This window comes from Micromonospora sp. GCM10011541, assembly GCF_042650725.1.
Taxonomy (GTDB): Bacteria; Actinomycetota; Actinomycetes; order Mycobacteriales; family Micromonosporaceae; genus Micromonospora; species Micromonospora sicca.
The window spans coordinates 163202-183987 of record NZ_JBHSBP010000025.1 but is presented as its reverse complement, the minus strand read 5'-3'; the positions used below and the strand labels follow the sequence as shown (position 1 = coordinate 183987).

General features: G+C 73.3%; 17 protein-coding genes. 10 read left to right on the top strand and 7 right to left on the bottom strand.

Going from position 1 to position 20786, the window contains the following annotated elements; all coding sequences use genetic code 11:
* Positions 1 to 16 precede the first annotated feature (16 nt).
* Together ACFOYX_RS10535 and ACFOYX_RS10530 are read left to right on the top strand one after the other, a co-directional pair.
* The gene (locus tag ACFOYX_RS10535; protein WP_236647320.1) at positions 17 to 343 is read left to right on the top strand and encodes a hypothetical protein; all 327 of its coding nucleotides are present in this window, start codon (positions 17 to 19) and stop codon (positions 341 to 343) included.
* 66 nt (positions 344 to 409) lie between these two features.
* On the top strand, positions 410 to 1219 hold the full coding sequence (locus ACFOYX_RS10530) for an alpha/beta hydrolase (RefSeq protein WP_322443909.1): 810 nt from the start codon (positions 410 to 412) through the stop codon (positions 1217 to 1219).
* Between the two features lie 102 nt (positions 1220 to 1321).
* On the opposite strand, the gene ACFOYX_RS10525 is transcribed toward ACFOYX_RS10530, so the two are convergent.
* From ACFOYX_RS10525 to mce, 5 genes are all read right to left on the bottom strand, one after another.
* A complete protein-coding gene (locus tag ACFOYX_RS10525; protein ID WP_322443917.1) occupies positions 1322 to 2413 on the bottom strand; it encodes an AI-2E family transporter in 1092 nt (363 codons plus the stop codon).
* An 823-nt stretch (positions 2414 to 3236) separates the two neighbouring features.
* On the bottom strand, positions 3237 to 5669 hold the full coding sequence (locus ACFOYX_RS10520; protein ID WP_322443910.1) for a hypothetical protein: 2433 nt from the start codon (positions 5667 to 5669) through the stop codon (positions 3237 to 3239).
* Positions 5670 to 5837: 168 nt separating this feature from the next.
* Positions 5838 to 7091 carry a DivIVA domain-containing protein gene (locus ACFOYX_RS10515; protein WP_322443912.1) on the bottom strand — a complete coding sequence of 418 codons (1254 nt, stop codon included), beginning with the start codon at positions 7089 to 7091 and terminating at the stop codon, positions 5838 to 5840.
* A gap of 278 nt (positions 7092 to 7369) precedes the next feature.
* Positions 7370 to 8725 (bottom strand): crotonyl-CoA carboxylase/reductase, encoded by a 1356-nt coding sequence (gene ccrA / locus ACFOYX_RS10510; RefSeq protein WP_109804295.1) that lies wholly within the window; start codon positions 8723 to 8725, stop codon positions 7370 to 7372.
* A gap of 340 nt (positions 8726 to 9065) precedes the next feature.
* On the bottom strand, positions 9066 to 9542 hold the full coding sequence (mce, locus tag ACFOYX_RS10505; protein WP_322443913.1) for a methylmalonyl-CoA epimerase: 477 nt from the start codon (positions 9540 to 9542) through the stop codon (positions 9066 to 9068).
* A 61-nt stretch (positions 9543 to 9603) separates the two neighbouring features.
* Here mce and ACFOYX_RS10500 point away from each other — a divergent pair, with 61 nt between their 5' ends.
* From ACFOYX_RS10500 to ACFOYX_RS10490, 3 genes are all read left to right on the top strand, one after another.
* Complete coding sequence (locus ACFOYX_RS10500) at positions 9604 to 10797, top strand: acetyl-CoA C-acetyltransferase (protein WP_109804288.1); 1194 nt, start codon at positions 9604 to 9606, stop codon at positions 10795 to 10797.
* 68 nt (positions 10798 to 10865) lie between these two features.
* Positions 10866 to 11801, top strand: coding sequence for a methylmalonyl Co-A mutase-associated GTPase MeaB (gene meaB / locus ACFOYX_RS10495; protein WP_322443918.1), 936 nt, complete (start codon positions 10866 to 10868; stop codon positions 11799 to 11801).
* Positions 11802 to 11889: 88 nt separating this feature from the next.
* Positions 11890 to 12303: an Asp23/Gls24 family envelope stress response protein gene (locus ACFOYX_RS10490; protein ID WP_322443914.1), complete on the top strand. Its 414-nt coding sequence runs from the start codon at positions 11890 to 11892 to the stop codon at positions 12301 to 12303.
* A 54-nt stretch (positions 12304 to 12357) separates the two neighbouring features.
* Here ACFOYX_RS10490 and ACFOYX_RS10485 read toward each other — a convergent pair whose 3' ends face one another.
* Positions 12358 to 12978: a TetR family transcriptional regulator C-terminal domain-containing protein gene (locus tag ACFOYX_RS10485; RefSeq protein WP_322443915.1), complete on the bottom strand. Its 621-nt coding sequence runs from the start codon at positions 12976 to 12978 to the stop codon at positions 12358 to 12360.
* Between the two features lie 107 nt (positions 12979 to 13085).
* Here ACFOYX_RS10485 and ACFOYX_RS10480 point away from each other — a divergent pair, with 107 nt between their 5' ends.
* From ACFOYX_RS10480 to ACFOYX_RS10460, 5 genes are all read left to right on the top strand, one after another.
* Positions 13086 to 13802, top strand: a complete 717-nt coding sequence (locus ACFOYX_RS10480; protein ID WP_322443916.1) for an SDR family oxidoreductase — start codon at positions 13086 to 13088, stop codon at positions 13800 to 13802.
* A gap of 32 nt (positions 13803 to 13834) precedes the next feature.
* Positions 13835 to 14074 (top strand): 4-oxalocrotonate tautomerase family protein, encoded by a 240-nt coding sequence (locus ACFOYX_RS10475; RefSeq protein WP_109804293.1) that lies wholly within the window; start codon positions 13835 to 13837, stop codon positions 14072 to 14074.
* Positions 14075 to 14192: 118 nt separating this feature from the next.
* Positions 14193 to 15881, top strand: a complete 1689-nt coding sequence (locus tag ACFOYX_RS10470) for a methylmalonyl-CoA mutase (RefSeq protein WP_109804294.1) — start codon at positions 14193 to 14195, stop codon at positions 15879 to 15881.
* A 212-nt stretch (positions 15882 to 16093) separates the two neighbouring features.
* A complete protein-coding gene (locus ACFOYX_RS10465) occupies positions 16094 to 17023 on the top strand; it encodes a tetratricopeptide repeat protein (protein WP_322443640.1) in 930 nt (309 codons plus the stop codon).
* Positions 17024 to 17089: 66 nt separating this feature from the next.
* Complete coding sequence (locus ACFOYX_RS10460) at positions 17090 to 18415, top strand: arginase family protein (protein WP_322443639.1); 1326 nt, start codon at positions 17090 to 17092, stop codon at positions 18413 to 18415.
* A gap of 126 nt (positions 18416 to 18541) precedes the next feature.
* On the opposite strand, the gene ACFOYX_RS10455 is transcribed toward ACFOYX_RS10460, so the two are convergent.
* Positions 18542 to 20509, bottom strand: a complete 1968-nt coding sequence (locus tag ACFOYX_RS10455; RefSeq protein WP_322443638.1) for a penicillin-binding transpeptidase domain-containing protein — start codon at positions 20507 to 20509, stop codon at positions 18542 to 18544.
* Between the last annotated feature and the right edge of the window lie 277 nt (positions 20510 to 20786).

The following is a 20786-nucleotide window of genomic DNA, read 5'->3' as shown; positions in this document are numbered from 1 at the left end:
CGTACGCTTGGTGACCGTGAGCCCCCGTCGCAACCGCCCCCGCCGGGACGAGACCGCCCACCTGGACTCCGACCGGGTACGCCAGGGCGTGCCCACGGTCCAGCAGTGGCGCGACGGCGACTGGCAGGTACGCGGGATCAGCGGCGGGGCGTCGACCAAGACGTACCGCTGTCCTGGCTGCGACCAGGAGATCCGCCCCGGCGTGGCACACGTGGTGGCCTGGCCGGCGGACGACCGGGGTGACCTGACGGACCGGCGGCACTGGCACAGCGGCTGCTGGCGGGCCCGGGACCGGCGCGGACCGGTCGTCCAGCGCGGCCGCAGCGCCCCCCGCCACGGCTGAGCGACCTGGATCACGCTGTTTCCGCCCCGGCGGGCGACCCGGGCGGCAGCGCGCCAGACTGGGACGGTGAGCACACGGATCCGCGCCTCGTCGATCCTGCCCGGCCACCGGGAGGACATCGAGCTGCACACCGCCGACGGGCTGAAGCTGGTCGGTGAGCTGGCCCGCCCCCTGGACCGGGAGCCGGCCGGCACCCTGGTCTGCCTGCACCCGCTGCCCACCCACGGCGGGATGATGGACAGCCACGTGTTCCGCAAGGCGGCCTGGCGGTTGCCCGCGCTGGCCGACCTGGCCGTGCTCCGGTTCAACACCCGGGGCACCAGCAGCGTCCGCGGCACCAGCGAGGGGGCCTTCGACGCCGCGGTCGGCGAGCGCTTCGACGTCGCCGCCGCCATCGAGTACGTGGAGTTCGCCGAGCTGCCGAACATCTGGCTGGTCGGCTGGTCGTTCGGCACCGACCTGGTGCTCAAGTACGGCTGCGACCCGGCGGTGGCGGGGGCGATCCTGCTCTCCCCGCCGCTGCGCTTCTCCACCCCTGCCGACCTGGCCCAGTGGGCCGAGAGCGGCAAGCCGCTGACCGCGCTGGTCCCCGAGTTCGACGACTACCTGCGCCCGGAGGAGGCCCGGGAGCGGTTCGCGGCGGTGCCGCAGGCCGAGGTGGTCGGGGTGCCCGGCGCCAAGCACCTCTGGGTGGGCGACGCCGAGACCGTGCTCGACGAGATCGTCCGGCGGGTCAACCCGGCGGTGCCGGTGCCGCTGCCGACCACCTGGGACGGCCCGGTGGAGACCGGAGACGTCAGCGCGTACGCCGACCGGACGGTGGCCTCGTTCGCCGACACCCCGGTCCCCGGTCCGCGTCCCGACCGGGCGGGCTGACCGGCCCGTCGACCCGTCCGGGGTGCCCGGCGGGCCGGCGTCGACGGGCGGGCTGACCGGCCCGTCGACCCGTCCGGGGTGCCCCGGCGGGCCGGCTGACGCTCACCGGGATTCCTGCCGGGGCAGGACCACCTCGCGGAGGATCAACTGCAGGGCGGCCACCGTCGGGATCGCGATCAGCGCCCCGACGACGCCCAGCAGCGACACCCCGAGCAGGGCGGCGAGCAGCGCGGCCACCTCGTTGACCGAGACCGCCCGCCGCATGATCTTGGGATAGATCAGGTAGTTCTCCACCTGCTGGTAGATCAGGAAGAAGACCAGGCAGGCGATGCCGACCGGCAGGTCGGTGGCGAGGCCCACCAGGGTCACCACGACCGCGCCCAGGGTGGCGCCGATCTGCGGGATCAGGTCGGTCACCGCGACCACCACCGCCAGCGCGAACGGGTACGGCAGCCCGACGACCAGCGCGAAGACGAACGTGCTCGCCCCGGCCAGCACCGCGATGCTGAGCGCACCCACCATGTACGCGCCCACCCGGGTCAGGATCTCGTCCCCGATCAGTTGCACCCGTTCCCGGCGGGAGTGCGGCACCAGCGCGTACCCGAGGGCGCGCAGCTTGTCGAAGTAGGCCAGGAAGTAGATCGTCAGCACCAGCACGGTCAGCGCCCGGAAGATCGTGCCGAAGATCAGCTGCGCGCCGCCCAGCACGCCGCCGAGGGCCCGGCCGATGGTGTCCGCGCTCGCCGCCGACTGGACCCGTTCCATGAGGTCGTACCGCTCGACCAGGTCGTTGACCGTGGCGTTGCGGCGCAGGTCGTCGAGGTAGCTCGGCAACTGCTGGATGAACTGCCCGGACTGGGTCACCACCGGCGGCACCAGCGCCAGCACCCCGCCGATGATCAGCAGCACGACGGTCAGCGCCACCACCGCCACCGCCAGCCCGTGCGGCAGGCCCCAGCGCCGCAGCCGGACCACCGCCGGGTGGAGCCCCACGGCCAGGAAGAGCGCGATGACCACCAGGACGAGGATGCCGGCGGCGTTGCGTACGCCCAGGAAGACCGCGTACGCCAGCAGCACCCCGAGCGCGCCGGTGAAGCCGACCAGGAAGCTGCTGCGCCGCAGCGGCCTGCCGGGGGTGCCGAAGCGCCCGCTCGGCCCACCCACCTCGAACTCGGTCGGATCCGACGTGTTCACCTCGGCGGTCCGACCGCCGGTGGTCCGGCTCACCGCGGGATCGGGCGGGACATTGCCGGCGAACGTCCCGTCGGCGAACGTCCCGTCGGCGGCCGTCCCGTCGGCGACCGTCCCGTCGGCGGGCGCGCCGTCGGTCGCCTCGGGCGTCGGCGGTCCATCGGGCGTCCCGGTCGATGCGTGGGTTCCCGCGCCGCTCCTGGACGCGCCTGCCGGCCCGGGCCCGTCGGGGGCGGGGTCCGTCGCCGGGGCAGGGTCCTGCGTGCCGGCGGAGGCGGGGCGCGCCGTCGGGGCGGGGTCGTCCTCGGGGCGGAGGGCGGCGAAGGGATCGTCGTCGTCTGGTCGGGCGCTGCCCGACGGCCCGTCCTGTGACACCGGACCTCCCCGGATCCTGCTCCGGCGGCGGCCGGAGTAGCCTTCGCCGACCCGGGGTTGGCGGCCGGACCGGTCGGCCGAGGACGGCCGGATTCCGGCGCGCCGCTGGCCTCTGCCGGGAGGTTAGCGGCCGGCGGGTGCGCCCACCAGCCCTTCGCCCGCGCCGGCGTCCGCCAGCCCGGCAGCGCCAGCGTCCGCCAGCCCGGCAGCGCCGGCGTGCTGAACCCGCCACCTCCGTGAGGTGGCGCCATCCCCGTCCGGCTGCCGTCGCCGGGTCGGGGATGTGGCGGTGTCCGGGGACGCCGCATGCCGCCAGGTCGGCGAGGTGGCGGTGCGCGCACCGGGGTCGGGGATGTGGCGGTGTGCGGGGCGGCGAACCACCCCCCCCCACGTCGGCGAGGTGCAGTCGACGACGTCGATCCGCTCTCGCCGGGCGCGGGTGCCGCGGCGGTCAGTCGGACTCGACGGTGACGGCGCTCGGCCTGGCGCTGCGCTCGTCCGTGGTCGGCTTCGTCGGTCGCTTGCCGTTCTCGCCGGTGCTGGTGATCTTCGTCGGGGTGGCGCCCCGGCCGCCCTCGCCCGGCACGGCGGCCACGGTCGGCTCACCGTCCACGGCGGCGGCGCCGTCCACCGTGGTCACCGGCTCGCGGACCGGACGGGCCGGTCCCGCGTCGGCCGTTGCGGCGCCGGCGCCGGCCGGCTCCTTCGCACCGGCCGGGGCGGCCGTCGCGGGCTCCTTCGCTCCGGCGGCCGGGGCGGCCTTCGCCGGCTCCTTCGCTCCGGGCGGGGCGGCCGTCGCGGGCTCCTTCGCTCCGGGCGGGGCGGCCGTCGCGGGCTCCTTCGCTCCGGGCGGGGCGGCCGTCGCGGGCTCCTTCGCTCCGGCCGGGGCGGCCTTCGCCGGCTCCTTCGCTCCGGCCGGGGCGGCCTTCGCCGGCTCCTTCGCTCCGGGCGGGGCGGCCGTCGCGGGCTCCTTCGCTCCGGCCGGGGCGGGCGTCGCCGGCTCCTTGCCGTTGACGGGGACCGGTGCCCTGCCGTTGGCGGTCACCGGCGCCCTGCCCGTGCCGGAGACCGGGTTCGCGCCCGTGCCGGTCGTCGGGCCCGCGCCCCCGCTGGCGGCTCCGGCCAGCTTGCCTGGGCTGACCGGAGTGGCCGCGAGGCCGGCGGACGCCGCGCCAGTGGCGTCCTGCAGGCGCAGCTCGGCCAGCTGCCGCTGGAGCTCGTCGGACTCCTGCCGGGACTTCCAGGTCTCCTGCCGCAGGTCGGCCAGTTCCTGCTGGGCCTGCGCGATCTCCAGCATCACCTGGGCGAGCTGCTGCCGGCCGGTGGCCACCTCCTGCTGGGTGGCGGCGAGGTGCTGCTGGGTGGTGGCGAGGTGCTGCTGGGTGGTGGCCGCGTACTCCTCGAACTGCCGGCGTGAGGCGGCGACGTGCTCGTCGGCCTTGCGGCGCTTGCCGGCGGCGTCGGCCTCGGTCCGGCGGAGCAGCTCCGCGGCCTCGTCCTCGGCGCGGCGCCGCATGGTCAGCGCGTCCTGCTCGGCGGCCTCGCGGATCGCCGCGGCGCCCTGCTCGATCTCGTTCCGCCGGGCCGTGTACGTCTGCTCCAGCTCGTCCTGCCGGGTCTTGTGCAGCTTCTCCAGCTCGGCGTGGCGTGTGGTGTGCTGCCTGTCCAGCTCGTCGCGGCGCTTGGCGAACTCCTGCTCGGCGGCGGCCCGGCGCTGGGCGAACTCCTTGTCCGCCGCCTCCCGTCGGGAGTTGACCTCCTGCTCCACCCCGGCCCGCCAGGCGCCCAGCTCCTGCTGCGTCTGGGCGCGGGCGTGCTGGACGTACGCCTCGGTCTCGCTCCGCATCCGCTGGACGTACGCCTCGACCTCGGCCCGGTTGCGCTTGCCGGCGTCGGCGGCCTCGGTGGTGAGCCGGTTGGCCTCCTGCCGGGCCCGGCCGCGGGTCGCCTTCGCCGCCTCCTCGGCGTCGTCGACGATCTTCTTGGCCTCCTGGAGCGCCTTGGCGTGGGTGGCTCGGCTCGCCTCGGTCGCGGACTCGGTGAGGCGCTTGGCCTCCTGCTGGGCCTTGGCGTGCACCTCCTTGGCGGCCTCGCGGAGCTGGGTGGCCTCCTGCTGGGCTTTGGCCACTGCCGCCTTGGCCGACTCCCGCAGCCGGGTGGACTCCTGCTGGGCCCGGGTGTGGATCTCCTTGGCGGTGTCCCGGAGCTGGGTGGCCTCCTGCTGGGCCTTGGCGAGTGCGTCCTGGGCGGCCCGGCGCAGCGTCTCCGCCTCTTCCTTGGCGGTCCGGCGCAGCGTCTCCGCCTCTTCCTTGGCGGTCCGGCGCAGCGTCTCCGCCTCGCCCTTGGCGGTCCGGCTCAGCGTCTCCGCGTCGTCCTTGGCGGCCTTCAGGTGGGCGTCCGCCTCGGCCTTGCGGGCGGCGGTGTGCCGCTCCTCCTCGGCTCGCCGGGCGGCGAGGGCGATCTCGAAGTCCTTCAGCGCCTGCGCGGCCTGCTTCCGGGCCTCCTCGATGATGTGCTCGGCGGCCGCCCGCCGCGCCTCGATCTCCTCGTCGGCGGAGGAGAGGATGTCGTCGGCCTGCTCCTCGGCCATGGTGAGGATCTGCTCGACCCGGGGACCGAGGTGCCGGAACGAGGCGCGGTCCACCACGCCCACCTGCTTGCGCACCTGGGCGAGGTCGCGTTGCAGCACCTCGACCTGGCCGGCCAGCTTGTGGATCTGCGTGTACGCCTGCTCCCGCTCGGACGTCAGGGTGGCGATCTCGTGCTCCGCACGAGCGACGTACCGGTCGACCTGTCGTTTCTCGTACCCCCGCAGAGCGGACTCGAAGCTTGGCTCCGTGGTCACGTCCCCGCCGAGAGCAAACAGTTCCTCGCCGTGCGACATGCCCCCATCCTCACACGCATCCGGCTCTGCTGGGGCGATACGGACGCCCCTGTTGGGAGCTACTTCACCGATAGGACGGAACGGGCGGCGAAAGCATGACGGCGCGGGGTTCCACCGGTCACCCGGTGTCACCCCGCGCCGTGGATCATGCCCCGATGCGGGTGGTGCTCAGTTGGCCGACTCGGCGGTGACCCGCTCCTCGGAGCCCTCCTTCTTGGCCGCCTCCGGCTTGGCCGCGGCCGCCGGCACGCCCGGCACGATGCCGGCGAGACCGGAGAGCATCTGACCGAGCTGGGAGGTGACGGCGTCCTTCTGCCGGGTGAGGTCCTCGACCTCGCGACGGGCCGCCTGGGTGGTCAGCTCGGCCTCGGTGCGGGCCTCGCTGAGCAGGCGCTGCGACTCGGCCTTGGCCTCGTTGAGCGTCTTCTCGGCCAGCGCCTTGGCCTTCTCCACCGTGTCGTTGGCGGTGCGCTCGGACTCGACCCGGCGGGCCTCGGCCCGCTGCTCGATCTCCTTGGCCCGCTCCTGGGCCGCCCGGGCCCGCTGCTCGGCCTCGCTGACCAGCTTCTGGGTCTGCGCGACCTGCGCGGCGTGCCGCTCGGACTCCTCGCGCTCGGCCTTCTCCCGCCGCTCGGCGAGCTGGAGCTCCAGGGCCTGCAGGTCCTTGTCGCGCTTGTCCCGCGCGTCGGTGAGCAGCTTGGTCGCCTCGGCGCGCTTCTCCTCGGCCTCCCGCGCAGCCTTGGCCCGCTGCTGGGTGATCTCCCGCTCGGCGGTGGCCCGCAGGGTCGCCACCTCACGCTCGACGGTGGACTTCAGCTCGGCCACCTCGTGCGCGGTGACGGTACGCAGCTGCTTGGTCTCCCGCTCGGCATCCGCGCGCAGCGTGTCCGCCTCGCGGCGGGCCTGGACCCGGACCTCCGCGGCCTCCCGCTCGGCGACGGTGCGGACGCTGCCGGCCTCCCGCTCCGCGGTGGCCTTCATCGCGGCCGCCTCGGCGCGCGCCTTGTCGGTGATCTCGCGGGCCTCGAGGCGGGCGGCGGAGAGAATGCCCTCCGACTCGCGCTTGGCCTCGTTGCGGTGGTCGTTGGCCTGCTCCTCGGCCAGCCGGAGGATCTGCTCGACGCGGGTGCCGAGGCCGGAGAGGGTCGGCCGGCTGTTCTCCTCGAGCTGCTTGTTGGTGTCGGTGAGCTTCTGCTCCAGCGCGTTCTGGCGCTGCTCGGCCTGGCGGAGCCGGCGCTGGGCGTCGTTCATCCGCTGTTCGGCCTCGGCGCGGGCCTGCTCGGACTGGGTCAGCGCGGCGGTCAGCCGGCCGATGAAGTCATCGACCTGACCGGTGTTGTATCCGCGCAGGCCAACGGTGAAATCGGGCTGCGAGTTCGCGTTGTCGAAGAACGCGAGAGGGGAGGACTGCTGCTGGGGCATTGGGACATACTCGCAGACCACCCGGGGTCGTTCGCAAGAGCGGTCCCGAGCTTTCGTGTCCTCATTACATGGTCAACTCCGGGCGCCGCCGGGACCCGGACCAAACGGCGATCTTGGCAGCTCCCGGGCGGCTCGGACGTCACGCATGGTGAACGGGAAAAGGGCCGCGGGACGAGGCCCCGCAGCCCTTTGTCAGCCGTGACTCGAATGGTGTGCCGGTCGGCGGAAAGGCAATGGCCGCCTCGCCGCAATGGTCGACCCGGCCGTACCCGTACGGGTCAGTGGCCCCGGAACCGGTTGATCGCCGTTTCGTGCCGGGCGCGCAGCTCGGTGTCGCGGACGCCGAGGCCGTCGGCGGGCGCGAGGCACCGGACGCCGACCTTGCCCTGGTGCGCGTTGCGGTGCACCTCGTACGCGGCCTGGCCGGTCTGCTCCAGCGGGTAGGTCCTGGACACCGTCGGGTGGATCTTCCCGAGCGCGACGAGGCGGTTGGCCTCCCACGCCTCGCGGTAGTTGGCGAAGTGGCTGCCGACGATCCGCTTGAGGTGCATCCAGAGGTACCGGTTGTCGTACTGGTGCTGGTAGCCGCTGGTGGAGGCGCAGGTGACGATGGTGCCGCCGCGCTTGGCCACGTAGACGCTGGCGCCGAAGGTCTCCCGGCCCGGGTGCTCGAAGACGATGTCCGGGTCCTCGCCGCCGGTCAGCTCGCGGATCCGCTCGCCGAAGCGGCGCCACTCGTCCGGGTCCTGGGTCTCCTCGTCCTTCCAGAACCGGAAGCCCTCCGCCGCGCGGTCGATGACCAGGTCGGCGCCCATCTTCCGGCACAGCTCGGCCTTCTCGGGGGAGGAGACCACGCAGACCGGGATCGCCCCGCCGTTCAACGCCATCTGGGTGGCGTAGCCGCCCAGGCCGCCCGAGGCGCCCCAGATCAGCACCACGTCGCCCTGCTTCATGTTGGCCCCGTGGTGGGAGACCAGCTGCCGGTACGCGGTGGAGTTGACCAGCCCGGGGCTGGCCGCCTCCTCCCAGCTCAGGTGGCGCGGCTTGGGCATCAGCTGGTTGGCCTTGACCACGGCCAGCTCGGCGAGGCCGCCGAAGTTGGTCTCGAAGCCCCAGATCCGCTGCTGCGGGTCGAGCATGGTGTCGTCGTGGCCGGCCGCGTCCTCCAGCTCCACCGACAGGCAGTGCGCGACCACCTCGTCGCCGGCCTTCCACTTCGTCACCCCGGGGCCGGTGCGCAGCACCACGCCGGCGGCGTCCGACCCGACCACGTGGTACGGCAGGTCGTGCCGGCGGGTCAGCTCGGAGAGCCGGCCGTAGCGCTGGAGGAACTTGAAGGTCGACAGCGGCTCGAAGATGCTGGTCCAGACGGTGTTGTAGTTGATGGCGCTGGCCATCACCGCGACCAGGGCCTCGCCGGGGCCGAGCTCCGGGGTGGGCACCTCCTGCAGGTGCAGGGCCTTGCGCGGGTCCTTGTCCCGGGTGGCCATCCCGTCGAACATCCGGGTGTCCTCGGCGCGCACCACCACGCCCCGGTAGGTCTCCGGTACCGGCAGGCCGGCGAGGCCGGCGAGCTCCCGCTCCGGCTGGTCGGAGCCTTCCGCCGCCATGATCGCTTCGAGGATGTCCTGCACGGTGACCTCCCGTTCGTCCGCACCCACGCCCGGGGGGCAGGGGTGCTGCCATCGTCGGCGCCGGTGCGACCGACCGCCATGTCGGCAATCGACACATCCGGCACCGGTCGCGCTCCTGTGGGGCCGGACGTTACTGAACGGTAGCTAGGGCGGGAAGTCCTCTGTGAAAAACTGCATCGACCGATGCGTGGAGCTGTCCGTGGGAAGGCCCAACCGCGCAGCGCCGCACGCCTTCCCGCGTGGTGGGACGCCGGCACGGTGGGCCGGTCCGGACTGCGGCAGGTCGGCGCGTCCCGGACCAGGGACCCCGCGACCTGCCGCATCCGACGAACCGAACCGGTCAGTGGCCGTCGGCGGCCGGCTCCACCAGCTCGACCAGGACGCCACCGGCGTCCTTTGGGTGGACGAAGTTGATCCGGGAGTCGGCGGTGCCGCGCTTCGGCTTCTCGTAGAGCAGCCGGACGCCGCGTTCCCGAAGCGCCGCGCAGGCCGCGTCGATGTCCGCCACCGTGTAAGCGATCTGCTGCACGCCCGGCCCGTTGCGGTCGAGGAACTTGGCGATCGTCGACTCCGGGGTGAGCGGGGCGAGCAGCTGCACGCAGCCGCCCTCGGTGGTCGGGCCGACGGCCAGCATCGCCTCGCGTACGCCCTGCTCGGCGTTGGTCTCGGTGTGCACGCAGCGCATCCCGAAGGTGCGCTGGTAGAAGTCGATCGCGGCGTCCAGGTCGGCCACCGCGATCCCGACGTGGTCGATGCGGCGCAGCCCGATGTCTGTGACGTAGTCCGCAGCGGGCTCGACGGGGGAGTTCTCTGCCATGGCGCTAGTCTGACCGAACAATCGTTAAGGCGTACAGCTCGGCACCCCCTCGGAGGCAGGCATGGCTTCGGTGATCGTCAGCGGCGCGCGGACCCCCATGGGCCGGCTGCTGGGCAACCTCAAGGACCTCCCGGCGACGAAGCTCGGCGGGGTGGCGATCAAGGCCGCGCTGGAGCGCGCCGGCGTCGCCCCCGACCAGGTGCAGTACGTGATCATGGGGCAGGTGCTCCAGGCCGGCGCCGGTCAGATCCCGGCCCGGCAGGCGGCGGTCGAGGCGGGCATCCCGATGTCCGTGCCGGCCCTGACCATCAACAAGGTCTGCCTCTCCGGCCTGGACGCGATCGCCCTGGCCGACCAGCTCATCCGGGCCGGGGAGTTCGACATCGTGGTGGCCGGCGGCATGGAGTCGATGACCAACGCCCCGCACCTGCTGCTCGGTCAGCGCAGCGGCTACAAGTACGGCGACGTCACGATCAAGGACCACATGGCCCTCGACGGGCTCAGCGACGCCTGGGACTGCTGCTCGATGGGCGAGTCGACCGAGCGGCACGGCGTCAAGCACGGCATCACCCGCGAAGAGCAGGACGCCTTCGCCGCGGCCAGCCACCAGCGGGCCGCCGCCGCGCAGAAGAACGGCCACTTCGCCGACGAGATCACCCCGGTGGTCATCCCGCAGCGCAAGGGCGAGCCGCTGGTGATCAACGAGGACGAGGGCATCCGCCCGGACACCACCGCCGAGTCGCTGGGCAAGCTGCGCCCGGCGTTCACCAAGGACGGCACCATCACCGCCGGCAGCTCCTCGCCGATCTCGGACGGGGCCGCCGCGGTGGTCGTGATGAGCAAGGCCAAGGCCAAGGAGCTGGGGCTGACCTGGCTGGCCGAGATCGGCGCGCACGGCAACGTGGCCGGTCCGGACAACTCGCTGCACTCGCAGCCGTCCAACGCCATCAACCACGCCCTGAAGAAGGGCGGCCTCAGCGTCGCCGACCTCGACCTCATCGAGATCAACGAGGCGTTCGCCCAGGTCGGCATCCAGTCGGCGCGGGACCTCGGGATCAGCACCGACAAGGTGAACGTCAACGGCGGCGCCATCGCGCTCGGCCACCCGATCGGCATGTCCGGCGCCCGGCTGGTGCTCACCCTTGCGCTGGAGCTCAAGCGGCGTGGCGGCGGCACCGGCGCGGCCGCGCTCTGCGGTGGCGGCGGCCAGGGCGACGCGCTGATCATCCACGTGCCGGCGGGCGGCGAGAGCTGACCGTGGGCGAAACCGTCGAGAACGCCCCGGCGGCCACCGGATCGGTGCGCCGCAGCCGGGACGTACCGATGCTGGTGGAGCGGGCCCGCGCGGGTGACCCGCGCGCGGTGGCCCGGCTGATCACCCTGGTCGAGTCCGGCGACGAGGTGCTGCCGCAGGTCGCGGCGGCCCTCGCGCCGTACGCCGGTCAGGCCCAGGTGGTGGGCCTGACCGGGTCCCCGGGGGTGGGCAAGTCGACCACCACGAACGAGCTGGTCCGGGCGCTGCGGGCGCGCGGCCACCGGGTCGGCGTGCTGGCCATCGACCCGTCCAGCCCGTTCACCGGCGGGGCGATCCTGGGCGACCGGGTCCGGATGCAGGACCACGCGACCGACCCGGGCGTCTACATCCGCTCGATGTCCAGCCGGGGCCACCTCGGCGGCCTCTCCGCGGCGACCCCGCAGGCGGTCCGGGTGCTGGAGGGCGCCGGCTGCGACGTGGTGCTGGTGGAGACCGTCGGCGTCGGGCAGGCCGAGGTGGAGGTGGCCTCGCTGGCCGACACCACGCTGGTGCTGCTCGCCCCGGGCATGGGCGACGCGATCCAGGCGGTGAAGGCCGGCATCCTGGAGATCGCGGACGTCTTCGTGGTCAACAAGGCCGACCGGGACGGCGCCGACGCCACCGTCCGCGACATCCAGGGCATGATCGCCCTGGGCGAGCGCGGGCCGGGGGAGTGGCGGCCGCAGGTGGTGCGAGCCATCGCCGCGCGGGCCGAGGGAATCGACGACATCGCCGCCGCCATCGACAAGCACCGTGGCTGGCTGGAGCAGCACGACGAGCTGCGCCGCCGCCGGGAGGCGCGGGCCGCCGCCGAGGTCGAGGCCATCGCGCTGGGCGTCCTCCGCAACCGGATCGGCTCCCTGCGCGACGGTACGGAGCTGCCGACGCTCGCCGCCAAGGTGGCCGACGGCGCGATCGACCCGTACGCCGCCGCGGACGAACTGCTGGCCCAGCTCGGCGCCTGACCCGTCCACTCCGGACCCCGGTCGACTAGTACGCTCGCACCGCCTCACGGCCGTGGGGCGGTGCGCGCGTGTGTGGTGGGGGAAGAGCATGGCTGACGAGGCGACCCAGGAGTTGTCGGTGACGCCGGACGCGGTGGCGGGCGGTACGACCCACGTCTCCCACGAGGTGGTGGAGAAGATCGCGGTGGCCGCCGCGAAGTCGGTGCCCGGGGTGGCCGAGCTGGGTGGGGACGTGGCCCGGTTCTTCAACGCGGTGCTCGACAAGGTCGGGCTGGACCAGGTGGGCGACGCGACGAGGGGCTGCTCGGCGCACGTCACGAACGGCGCGGCGGTGGTCAACCTGGTGCTGGTGATCTCCGCCGGCCGCCCGGTGCCGGAGGTGACCGACGCGGTGCGGTCCGCGGTGACGGCGGCCGTCGAGGCGTACGGGCTGCGGGTCGACGAGATCAACATCCGGGTCGACGACGTGGCCCTGGGCGGTCCGGCGGTCCCGTCGGCCTGAGGCTGCCCGCGGCGCCCACGTCGACCGGGTGGGTCGTGGTCAGCGCCGGTCCGTTCAGTCCAGTGCCGCCCGAACCTGCGGTGGCACCTGGAGGAGGTCCAGGCTGTTCCGCCACAGCGTCTCGAGCTGGGCCGGATCGTTGAGCAGCTTCGCGAGCAGCGCGCGTCCCTCGATCTGGGCGACCATGGACCGCGCGGCTTCGTGGGCGTCGACCGACGCGCCGGCCTGCCCCAGGTCCTTCGCCTCGACGATCACCTGCTCGATGAGGTCGATCTGGGCCTCGAAGATCTCCTGGAGCCGGCTGCGGATCTCCTCGGCCTGGTTGCTGAGCTCCAGCGCGAGGTTGCCGAAGAGGCAACCGACGACCAGGCCGCCCTTCCGCTGCCCGGCGCGTTGCACCGCCTCGGTGGCCTGGAACAGGTCCCGTAGGCGCCGCAGCGGGTCGCGGTCGCTGCTGAGCAGTTCGACCCACTGCCGCCGCTGGCTCGCCCAGTGTTCGTCGATGACGGTGAGCGCCAGCGCCTGCTTGGACTCGAAGAAGTAGTAGAAGCTGCCCTTGGGCACGCTCGCCGTGGTGCAGATCTCCGCCACGCCCAGCGCCGAATATCCGCGCTGTTCCAGCAGCGTCGTGGCCGCACCGAGGATCTTGTTCCGCGCGTCACTCGTCCGTCCCATGCCTTTGACGATACATGACCGGTCGGCTAGCTTTTTGTCGACCAGTCGTCTACTGGGCAGTCAGGCCCCGGCCAACAGGGCTTCGGCCAGTCAGGAAGAGGAACGTCATGAGCAGCACGCAGGGACAGAAGGTCGCCGTGATCACCGGGGCGTCGCAGGGCATCGGCGCCGGCCTCGTGGCGGCGTACCGCAAGCTCGGGTACGGCGTCGTGGCGACCTCGCGCTCGATCGGCGACGCCGGCGACCCGGAGATCGTCACCGTCCGGGGCGACATCGCCGACGCCGACACCGCGGAGCGGGTGATCAACGCCGCCCTGGAGCGCTTCGGCCGCATCGACACCCTGGTCAACAACGCGGGCGTCTTCATCGCCAAGCCGTTCACCGACTACACCGAGGAGGAGTACGACTTGGCCACCGGGATCAACCTCGCCGGGTTCTTCCACCTCACCCGGCGCGCCCTGCCGCACCTGCTGGCCACCGGCGCCGGACACATCGTCACCATCACCACCAGCCTCGTGGACAATGCCAACTCCAACGTCCCGTCCGTGCTGGCGTCGTTGACCAAGGGTGGCCTCAGCTCCGCGACCAAGTCCCTGGCGATCGAGTACGCGAGCCGGGGCGTCCGGGTCAACGCCGTCGCGCCCGGCGTCATCAAGACCCCGATGCACCCGGTCGAGACCCACGCGGCGCTCGCCGGTCTGCACCCGGTCGGCCGGATGGGCGAGACCAGCGACATTGTCGACGCCGTCGTCTACCTCGAGTCGGCGCCCTTCGTCACCGGCGAGATCCTGCACGTCGACGGTGGCCAGAACGCCGGTCACTGACCCCACCGCAACCCGCAGAAAGGATCACGCCGATGCCGATCGTCACCATCCAGATCACCCGGGAGGGCAGCACGCCCGGTGCGTCCGCGGCGACCGCCGAGGAGAAGGCCGCCCTCATCAAGGGGGTGAGCGAACTGCTGCTCGACGTCCTGAACAAGCCGTTGGACTCGACCTTCGTGGTGATCGACGAGGTCGACACCGAGAACTGGGGACGGGGCGGCCTCCCGGTCGAGCAGTACCGACGACAGCAGAACTCGGGCTCACCGGAGTAACCGCACGGGTGCGTACCGGCCGGTCAGGTTACCGGCCGGTACGAACATCCTTAGCGATCGTTCAGGCAGCCGTTCTACACTCGGTCTTCAGTCGAGGACTCGAGGAGGAGCTCCGCGGATGAACGCCGACGAGATCGCCGCCGGACGGGCACGCTGGCAGGCCCGCTACGACGCCGCGCGCAAGCGGGACGCGGACTTCACCACGCTCTCCGGGATGACCGTGGACCCGGTGTACGGCCCGCCGGAGGGCAGCGCGTACCCGGGCTTCGAGCGGATCGGCTGGCCGGGCGAGTTCCCGTACACCCGGGGGCTGCACCCCACCGGCTACCGCGGGCGGACCTGGACGATCCGGCAGTTCGCCGGGTTCGGCAACGCCCAGCAGACCAACGAGCGCTACAAGATGATCCTCGGCGCGGGCGGCGGCGGGCTCTCGGTCGCGTTCGACATGCCGACGCTGATGGGCCGCGACTCCGACGACCCGCAGGCGCTCGGCGAGGTCGGCCACTGCGGCGTGGCCATCGACTCGGCCGCCGACATGGAGGTGCTCTTCGGCGGCATCGACCTGGCCGGCGTCACCACCTCGATGACCATCTCCGGCCCGGCCGTGCCGGTCTTCTGCATGTACCTGGTCGCCGCCGAGCGGCAGGGCGCCGACCTGTCCACCCTGGACGGCACGTTGCAGACGGACATCTTCAAGGAGTACATCGCGCAGAAGGAGTGGCTCTTCGACCCGGAGCCGCACCTGCGCCTGATCGGCGACCTGATGGAGTACTGCGCCCGGGAGATCCCGCGGTACAAGCCGCTGTCGGTCTCCGGGTACCACATCCGGGAGGCCGGCTCGACCGCCGCGCAGGAACTGGCGTACACCCTGGCCGACGGGTTCGGCTACGTCGAGCTGGGGCTGTCGCGCGGGCTGGATGTCAACGTCTTCGCCCCTGGGCTGAGCTTCTTCTTCGACTCCCATGTGGACTTCTTCGAGGAGATCGCCAAGTTCCGGGCCGCCCGCCGGATCTGGGCCCGCTGGCTGCGCGACGTCTACGGCGCCACCAGCGAGAAGGCCCTCTGGTTGCGGTTCCACACCCAGACCGCCGGGGTGTCGCTGACCGCCCAGCAGCCGGTCAACAACGTGGTGCGGACGGCCGTCGAGGCGCTCGCCGCGGTGCTCGGCGGGACCAACTCGCTGCACACCAACGCCCTCGACGAGACCCTCGCCCTGCCCACCGACGAGTCGGCCGAGATCGCCCTGCGTACCCAGCAGGTGCTGATGGAGGAGACCGGGGTGACCAACGTGGCCGACCCGCTCGGCGGGTCGTGGTACGTCGAGGCGCTCACCGACAAGATCGAGGCCGAGGCGGAGGAGATCTTCGCCCGGATCCGGCAGCTCGGTGGCGAGGGCCCGCACAAGATCGGTCCGATGACCTCGGGCATCCTGCGCGGCATCGAGGACGGCTGGTTCACCGGCCACATCGCCGAGTCGGCCTTCGTCTACCAGCAGGCGCTGGAGAAGGGTGACAAGAGGATCGTCGGGGTCAACTGCCACACCGGCACGGTTTCCAAGGACCTGGAGATCCTGCGCATCTCGCACGAGGTGGAGTTGGAGCAGCGTCGGGTGCTGGCCGAGCGCAAGGCCGCCCGCGACGAGACCGCGGTCAAGGCCGCCGTCGCCCGCATGGTCGAGGTCAGCCGTACCGACGAGAACATGATCCCGGCCATGCTCGAGGCGATCCGCGCCGAAGCCACCCTGGGCGAGATCTGCGACGCGCTCCGCGCCGAGTGGGGCATCTACCGCGAACCCGCCCGCTTCTAACCCACCCCCACCCACCCACCCAGCCCCCGCGCGATCTTGCACTTGGGGCCCGCATGATGCGGCATATGTCGCATTTGCCGGGGCGGAAAGTGCAAGATCGCGAGGGGGTGGCGGGGGTGGGGGTGAGAGGGGCGGTGAGCAGGGTGAGAACCGCAACTGTCGCCGTCGCGGTTGATCTGAGTTCAGCCGGACACGTGCGAGACTAGACAACCATGAGCGACCCACGGATCACCTCGTCGATCTTCACCCGCGGCGCGGTCGACCTCAGCGCGCTGCGCGGCACACCGAGCACCCCTGCCCCCGCCCGTCCCACCGCCCCGGCCCAGTCCAGGCCGCCCGCCGGCCTTCCCGGCGCTCCCGCCGCCGGCGGCGGAGCCGCCGTGATCGACGTGACCGAGGAGACCTTCCAGACGGAGGTGCTGGAGCGTTCGCTCAGCACCCCCGTGGTGGTGGACTTCTGGGCCGAGTGGTGCGAGCCGTGCAAGCAGCTTTCCCCGGTGCTGGAGCGGCTGGCCGCCGAGGGCGCCGGCGCGTGGGTGCTGGCCAAGGTGGACGTGGACGCCAACCCCCGGATCGCCCAGATGTTCCGGGTGCAGGGCATCCCGATGGTCTACGCGGTGGTCGGCGGGCAGCCGATCGACGCCTTCTCCGGGGTGGTGCCGGAGGCCCAGCTCCGGCAGTGGATCTCCGCCGTGCTGAAGGCCGGTGGCGTCACCGTGGCCGAGCCGGAGGACCCCCGCCTCGACGAGGCCGACGACGCGCTGATGAGCGGCGACCTGGACGCCGCCGAGCGGGCGTACAAGAAGATCCTGGCGGAGTCGCCGGCGGACGCCGCGGCCGAGGCCGGGCTCGCCCAGGTCGGACTGGCCCGCCGGGTCGGCGGCGCCGACCCGCAGGCCGCGCTCACCGCCGCCGAGGGCGCCCCCGACGACGTCGAGGCCCAGCTCCTCGCCGCCGACATCGAGGTGCTCAGCGGCCTGGCCGAGCAGGCCTACAAGCGGCTGGTCGGCCTGGTCCGCCGGACCGCCGGTGACGACCGGGAGAAGGTACGCCAGCACCTGGTCAGCCTGTTCACCATCGCCGGCCCGGAGGATCCCGCCGTGGCCTCGGCCCGCCGGGCCCTGGCCAGCGCCCTGTTCTGAGTTCGTAGCACGCCAGCGCGGGCCGGCGTTCCGGCCGGCCCGCCCGACCACCGAGGACGGGAGCCCATGATGCGCCGGATCGCCGTCCTCGACGCGCCGACCAACCTGGGGTTGCGCCCACCCACCGCCACCTCCGCCCCCGGCTGCGCCAAGGCGCCCGGCGCACTGCGCGACCACGGCCTGCTCGCCCGGCTGCGGGCCCGGGACGCCGGCTGCCTCACCTCGCCCCGGTACGACCCCGGCGACTGGCGCCCCGGCGACGGCGTCTGCCACGCCTCGGAGATCTCCGGGTACTCGGTGGCACTCGCCGACCGGATCGGCGCGATCATCGACCGGGGGGAGTTCCCGCTGGTGCTCGGCGGGGACTGCTCGGTGCTGCTCGGTTCCGCGCTCGCCATGCATCGGCTCGGCGAGGCGGTCGGCGGCCGGATCGGGCTGGTCTTCGTGGACGGGCACTCCGACTTCCGGCACCCCGGCAACGCCTCCTACGTGGGGGCCGCGGCGGGGGAGGACCTCGCTCTGGTCACCGGCCGGGGGCAGGCCGACCTGGCCGCCATCGAGGGACGCCGCCCCTACTTCCGGGACATCGACGTGGTGGTCCTCGGCATCCGGGCGCAGGACGAATATCGCCTGGACCTCCAGGCCGCCGGGATCACCACCCGGCCGGTGCCGGCGCTGCGCGCCGAGGGCGCCGCGCGGACCGCGCAGTGGGCACACGAGCAGCTCGCCGACTGCGCCGGCTACTGGGTGCACATCGACGTGGACGTGCTGGACCCGGCGGTGATGCCGGCGGTGGACGCCCCGGACCCGGGCGGCATCGCCTTCGCCGAGCTGGAGATCCTGCTCGCCGGCCTCGTCGACACCCCGCACTGCCTCGGCGTCGAGCTGACCGTCTTCGACCCGGACTACGATCCCGACGGCTCGTACGCGGCGGAGATCGTCAACACCGTGGTGTCCGGGTTGGCGCCGGTCTCCGCGCCGGCCGCGATGCCGCCGCGGCTGCTGCCGGCCACCCCGGCGCCACCGTCCCCGAGGCGGGGCAACGGGCGTCCCCAGCCGAGCCGGCCGGTGGCCCCGGCACCGGTGGTCACGCCGGCTCCCGCGGTGGCGGTCGAGCCGATCGGTCCGGTCGCCGAGGACGCCACGTCCACGGACGACGCCCCGCCGATCCAGTCGGCCGGTCCGGAGCCGGTGGGGCCGCGGGCCTCGGCGGGACCCGGGCTGCTACGCCGCGTCGCCCCGCCCGAGGAGGAGGCCGTCGCGGGCCGGGAACCGGTGGAACCGCCCGCCTCGGCCGGGCCCGTGCCGGTGCGCCGGACGTCGCCCGAGGCGGAGCCCGCGTCCGAGCCGGGCGACGACGCTTCCCCCGGGCCCAGCGCCGGGATCGCCTGACCCGACCCACGCCGCGGGGAGCCCGGTTACTCGGTCAGCGGTCCCTGCCTGCGTCGGCAGGCTCCGGTGCGCGACCAGTGCCCGCCGGACCTGGTGGCCTCGGCGGGGAGCCGAGGCCACCGGCGGTCAGCGGGCGGCGATGCCGCGGAGGAAACGCTCGCTGATCGGCACGGCGCTGTCCGTGCTCGACCCGCCCTGCTCGACGAAGACCGCGAACGCGACATCCCCCTGCCAACCGACGAACCAGGCGTGGGTGTGCGCCGGGTTGTTGTCGTACTCGGCGGTGCCGGTCTTGCCGTACACCGGCTCGCCGGGAACGTCGGCGAGGGCCTTGGCCGTCCCGGCGGTGACCACCGCGCGCAGCATCGTCTTCAGCGCCGCCACGGACTCCGCCTTGAGGGCCGGACCCGCCGCTGCGGGCTGCTGCGCCGCCGGATCCAGCACCAGCTTCGGCTGCTCCCAGTGGCCCCGGGCCACGGCGGCGGTCGCGCCGGCCATCGCGAGCGGGCTGACCACGGTGGTGCCCTGGCCGATCGCCGCGGCGGCCTGCTCCGTGGCGGAGCCGCCGGTGGAGACCTTGCCGGTGAAGACGTCCGCGCCCAGCTCCCACTTCGCCTCCAGGCCGAGGGTACGGCCGGTGGTGGCGAGCCCGTCCGGGCCCAGCTTCGGGGCCAGCGAGGTGAAGGCGGTGTTGCAGGACTTCGCGAAGTCGGTGCTGAACGGCACCGCCCCCAGCTCGAAGTTGTCGGAGTTCTTGAACGGGCGGCCGTCCACCACGAACGTCTTCGGGCAGGCGACCGTCGCCTGCGGGGTCACCGCGCCCCGGTCCAGCAGGGCGAGCGCGCTGACCGTCTTGAACGTCGAGCCGGGCGGCACCTGGGCGGTGAAGGCGAGGTTCTCCCCGGCCGGACCGGGCCCGTTGGCGGCGGCGAGCACCGCGCCGTCGCTGATCCGGAGCGCCACCAGGGCCGACCGCCGCTTCTCCCCGCGCAGCGCCGCGTCGGCGGCGTTCTGGGTGGCCACGTCCAGGGTGGTCTTCAGCGGCTGGCCGGCCTTCGGCTCGCTGCGGAACACCTCCGGGCCGGTCGTCATCCCCCGCTCCCCGGGCTTGGGCCGCTCGATGACGACGGTGAGCCCCGGAACCCCGCGCAGGCGGTCGTCGTACCGGCCCTGGAGGCCGCCGTGGCCGACCAGGTCGCCGGCGACGTACTTGTCGGGGTGCGCCTTCAGGTCGTCGGCCTGCGCCGCGTCGACCGAGCCGAGCAGCGCGCGGGCGAACTCCCGGGTCGGTGCCAGGTCCAGCGTGTCGGTCGGGAACTTGGTGCCCGGCAGGTCGTAGATCCGCGGCTTGATCTGCCGGTACGCCTCTTCGCGCAGGGTCACCACCTCGACCAGGGCGGTCGGCTCGGCCTCGGCGAGGCGTTTCGGCAGATCGGACAGGTCGACCGGCGGCACCAGCGCGGGCCGGATCGCCTTGAACGCGGCGTCGAGCTGCCGCACCAGCTTCGGCACGTCGGTGACCTCGCCGGGCTGCACGCCGACCCGGACCACCCGCCGGGGCGCCACGATCGGGGCGCCGGCGCCGTCCAGCACCGCGGCCCGGCGCGCGGCGTCCCGGCGCAGCGCCAGCCGGTCGCCCTCCTCCAGTTGCTCCTGGACCAGCGTGGGTTCCCAGATCACCTGCCACTGGTCGTCGCCGCCGCGCTTGAGGCGTACCGGCCGGTCGTACGCCCAGCGGGTCTGCCCCGGCAGCGTCCAGACGACCTCCACCTGGGCGGTCGCGGTGTCCGCGGTGACCTTGGCGTCGCCCTTGCGCTTCACCGCCGGCGGGGTGTCCACCAGTTCCCCGCAGAGCGCCCGGATCTGCTTGGTCACCTCGGCCGCCGGCACCCGGGCGCCGGTCGCGTCGATGAAGCCGACCGTGTGCAGGTCGCCGGAGCGCCAGCCGGCCAGGAACGCGTCGACGCTGTGCTCCGGGCCGTCCTCGGCCGAGCACCCGGCCAGCGCGCCGGCGGCGAGCACGGCGGCGGTCACCGCCGCGAAGACGGGTCGGAGCTGTGATCGGCGGCGACCAACGGGGTACGACACGAGCATGAAGCTGTCCCTCCGGTACGAAACTGCCCTGCACGCTAGTACGGGCCGCGCTCCGCCACTGCCCCGCCACCGCTCCGACGTGCGGAAAGACGCGCTGTGGCAGTGTGATGAACATCGCGAGCCGGGGTACTCCGCGACCGGCCGACCACGTACCCGCAACGGGTGAAAGGACAGAGTCCCGAACCGGACGTCCGGCCGGTGGTCCGCCGACGAACGGGCAGAGCGGCAGGCCTAGGCTGGGCGGCAGAGTGACCCACAACGCGGTGGGTCGAGGGGA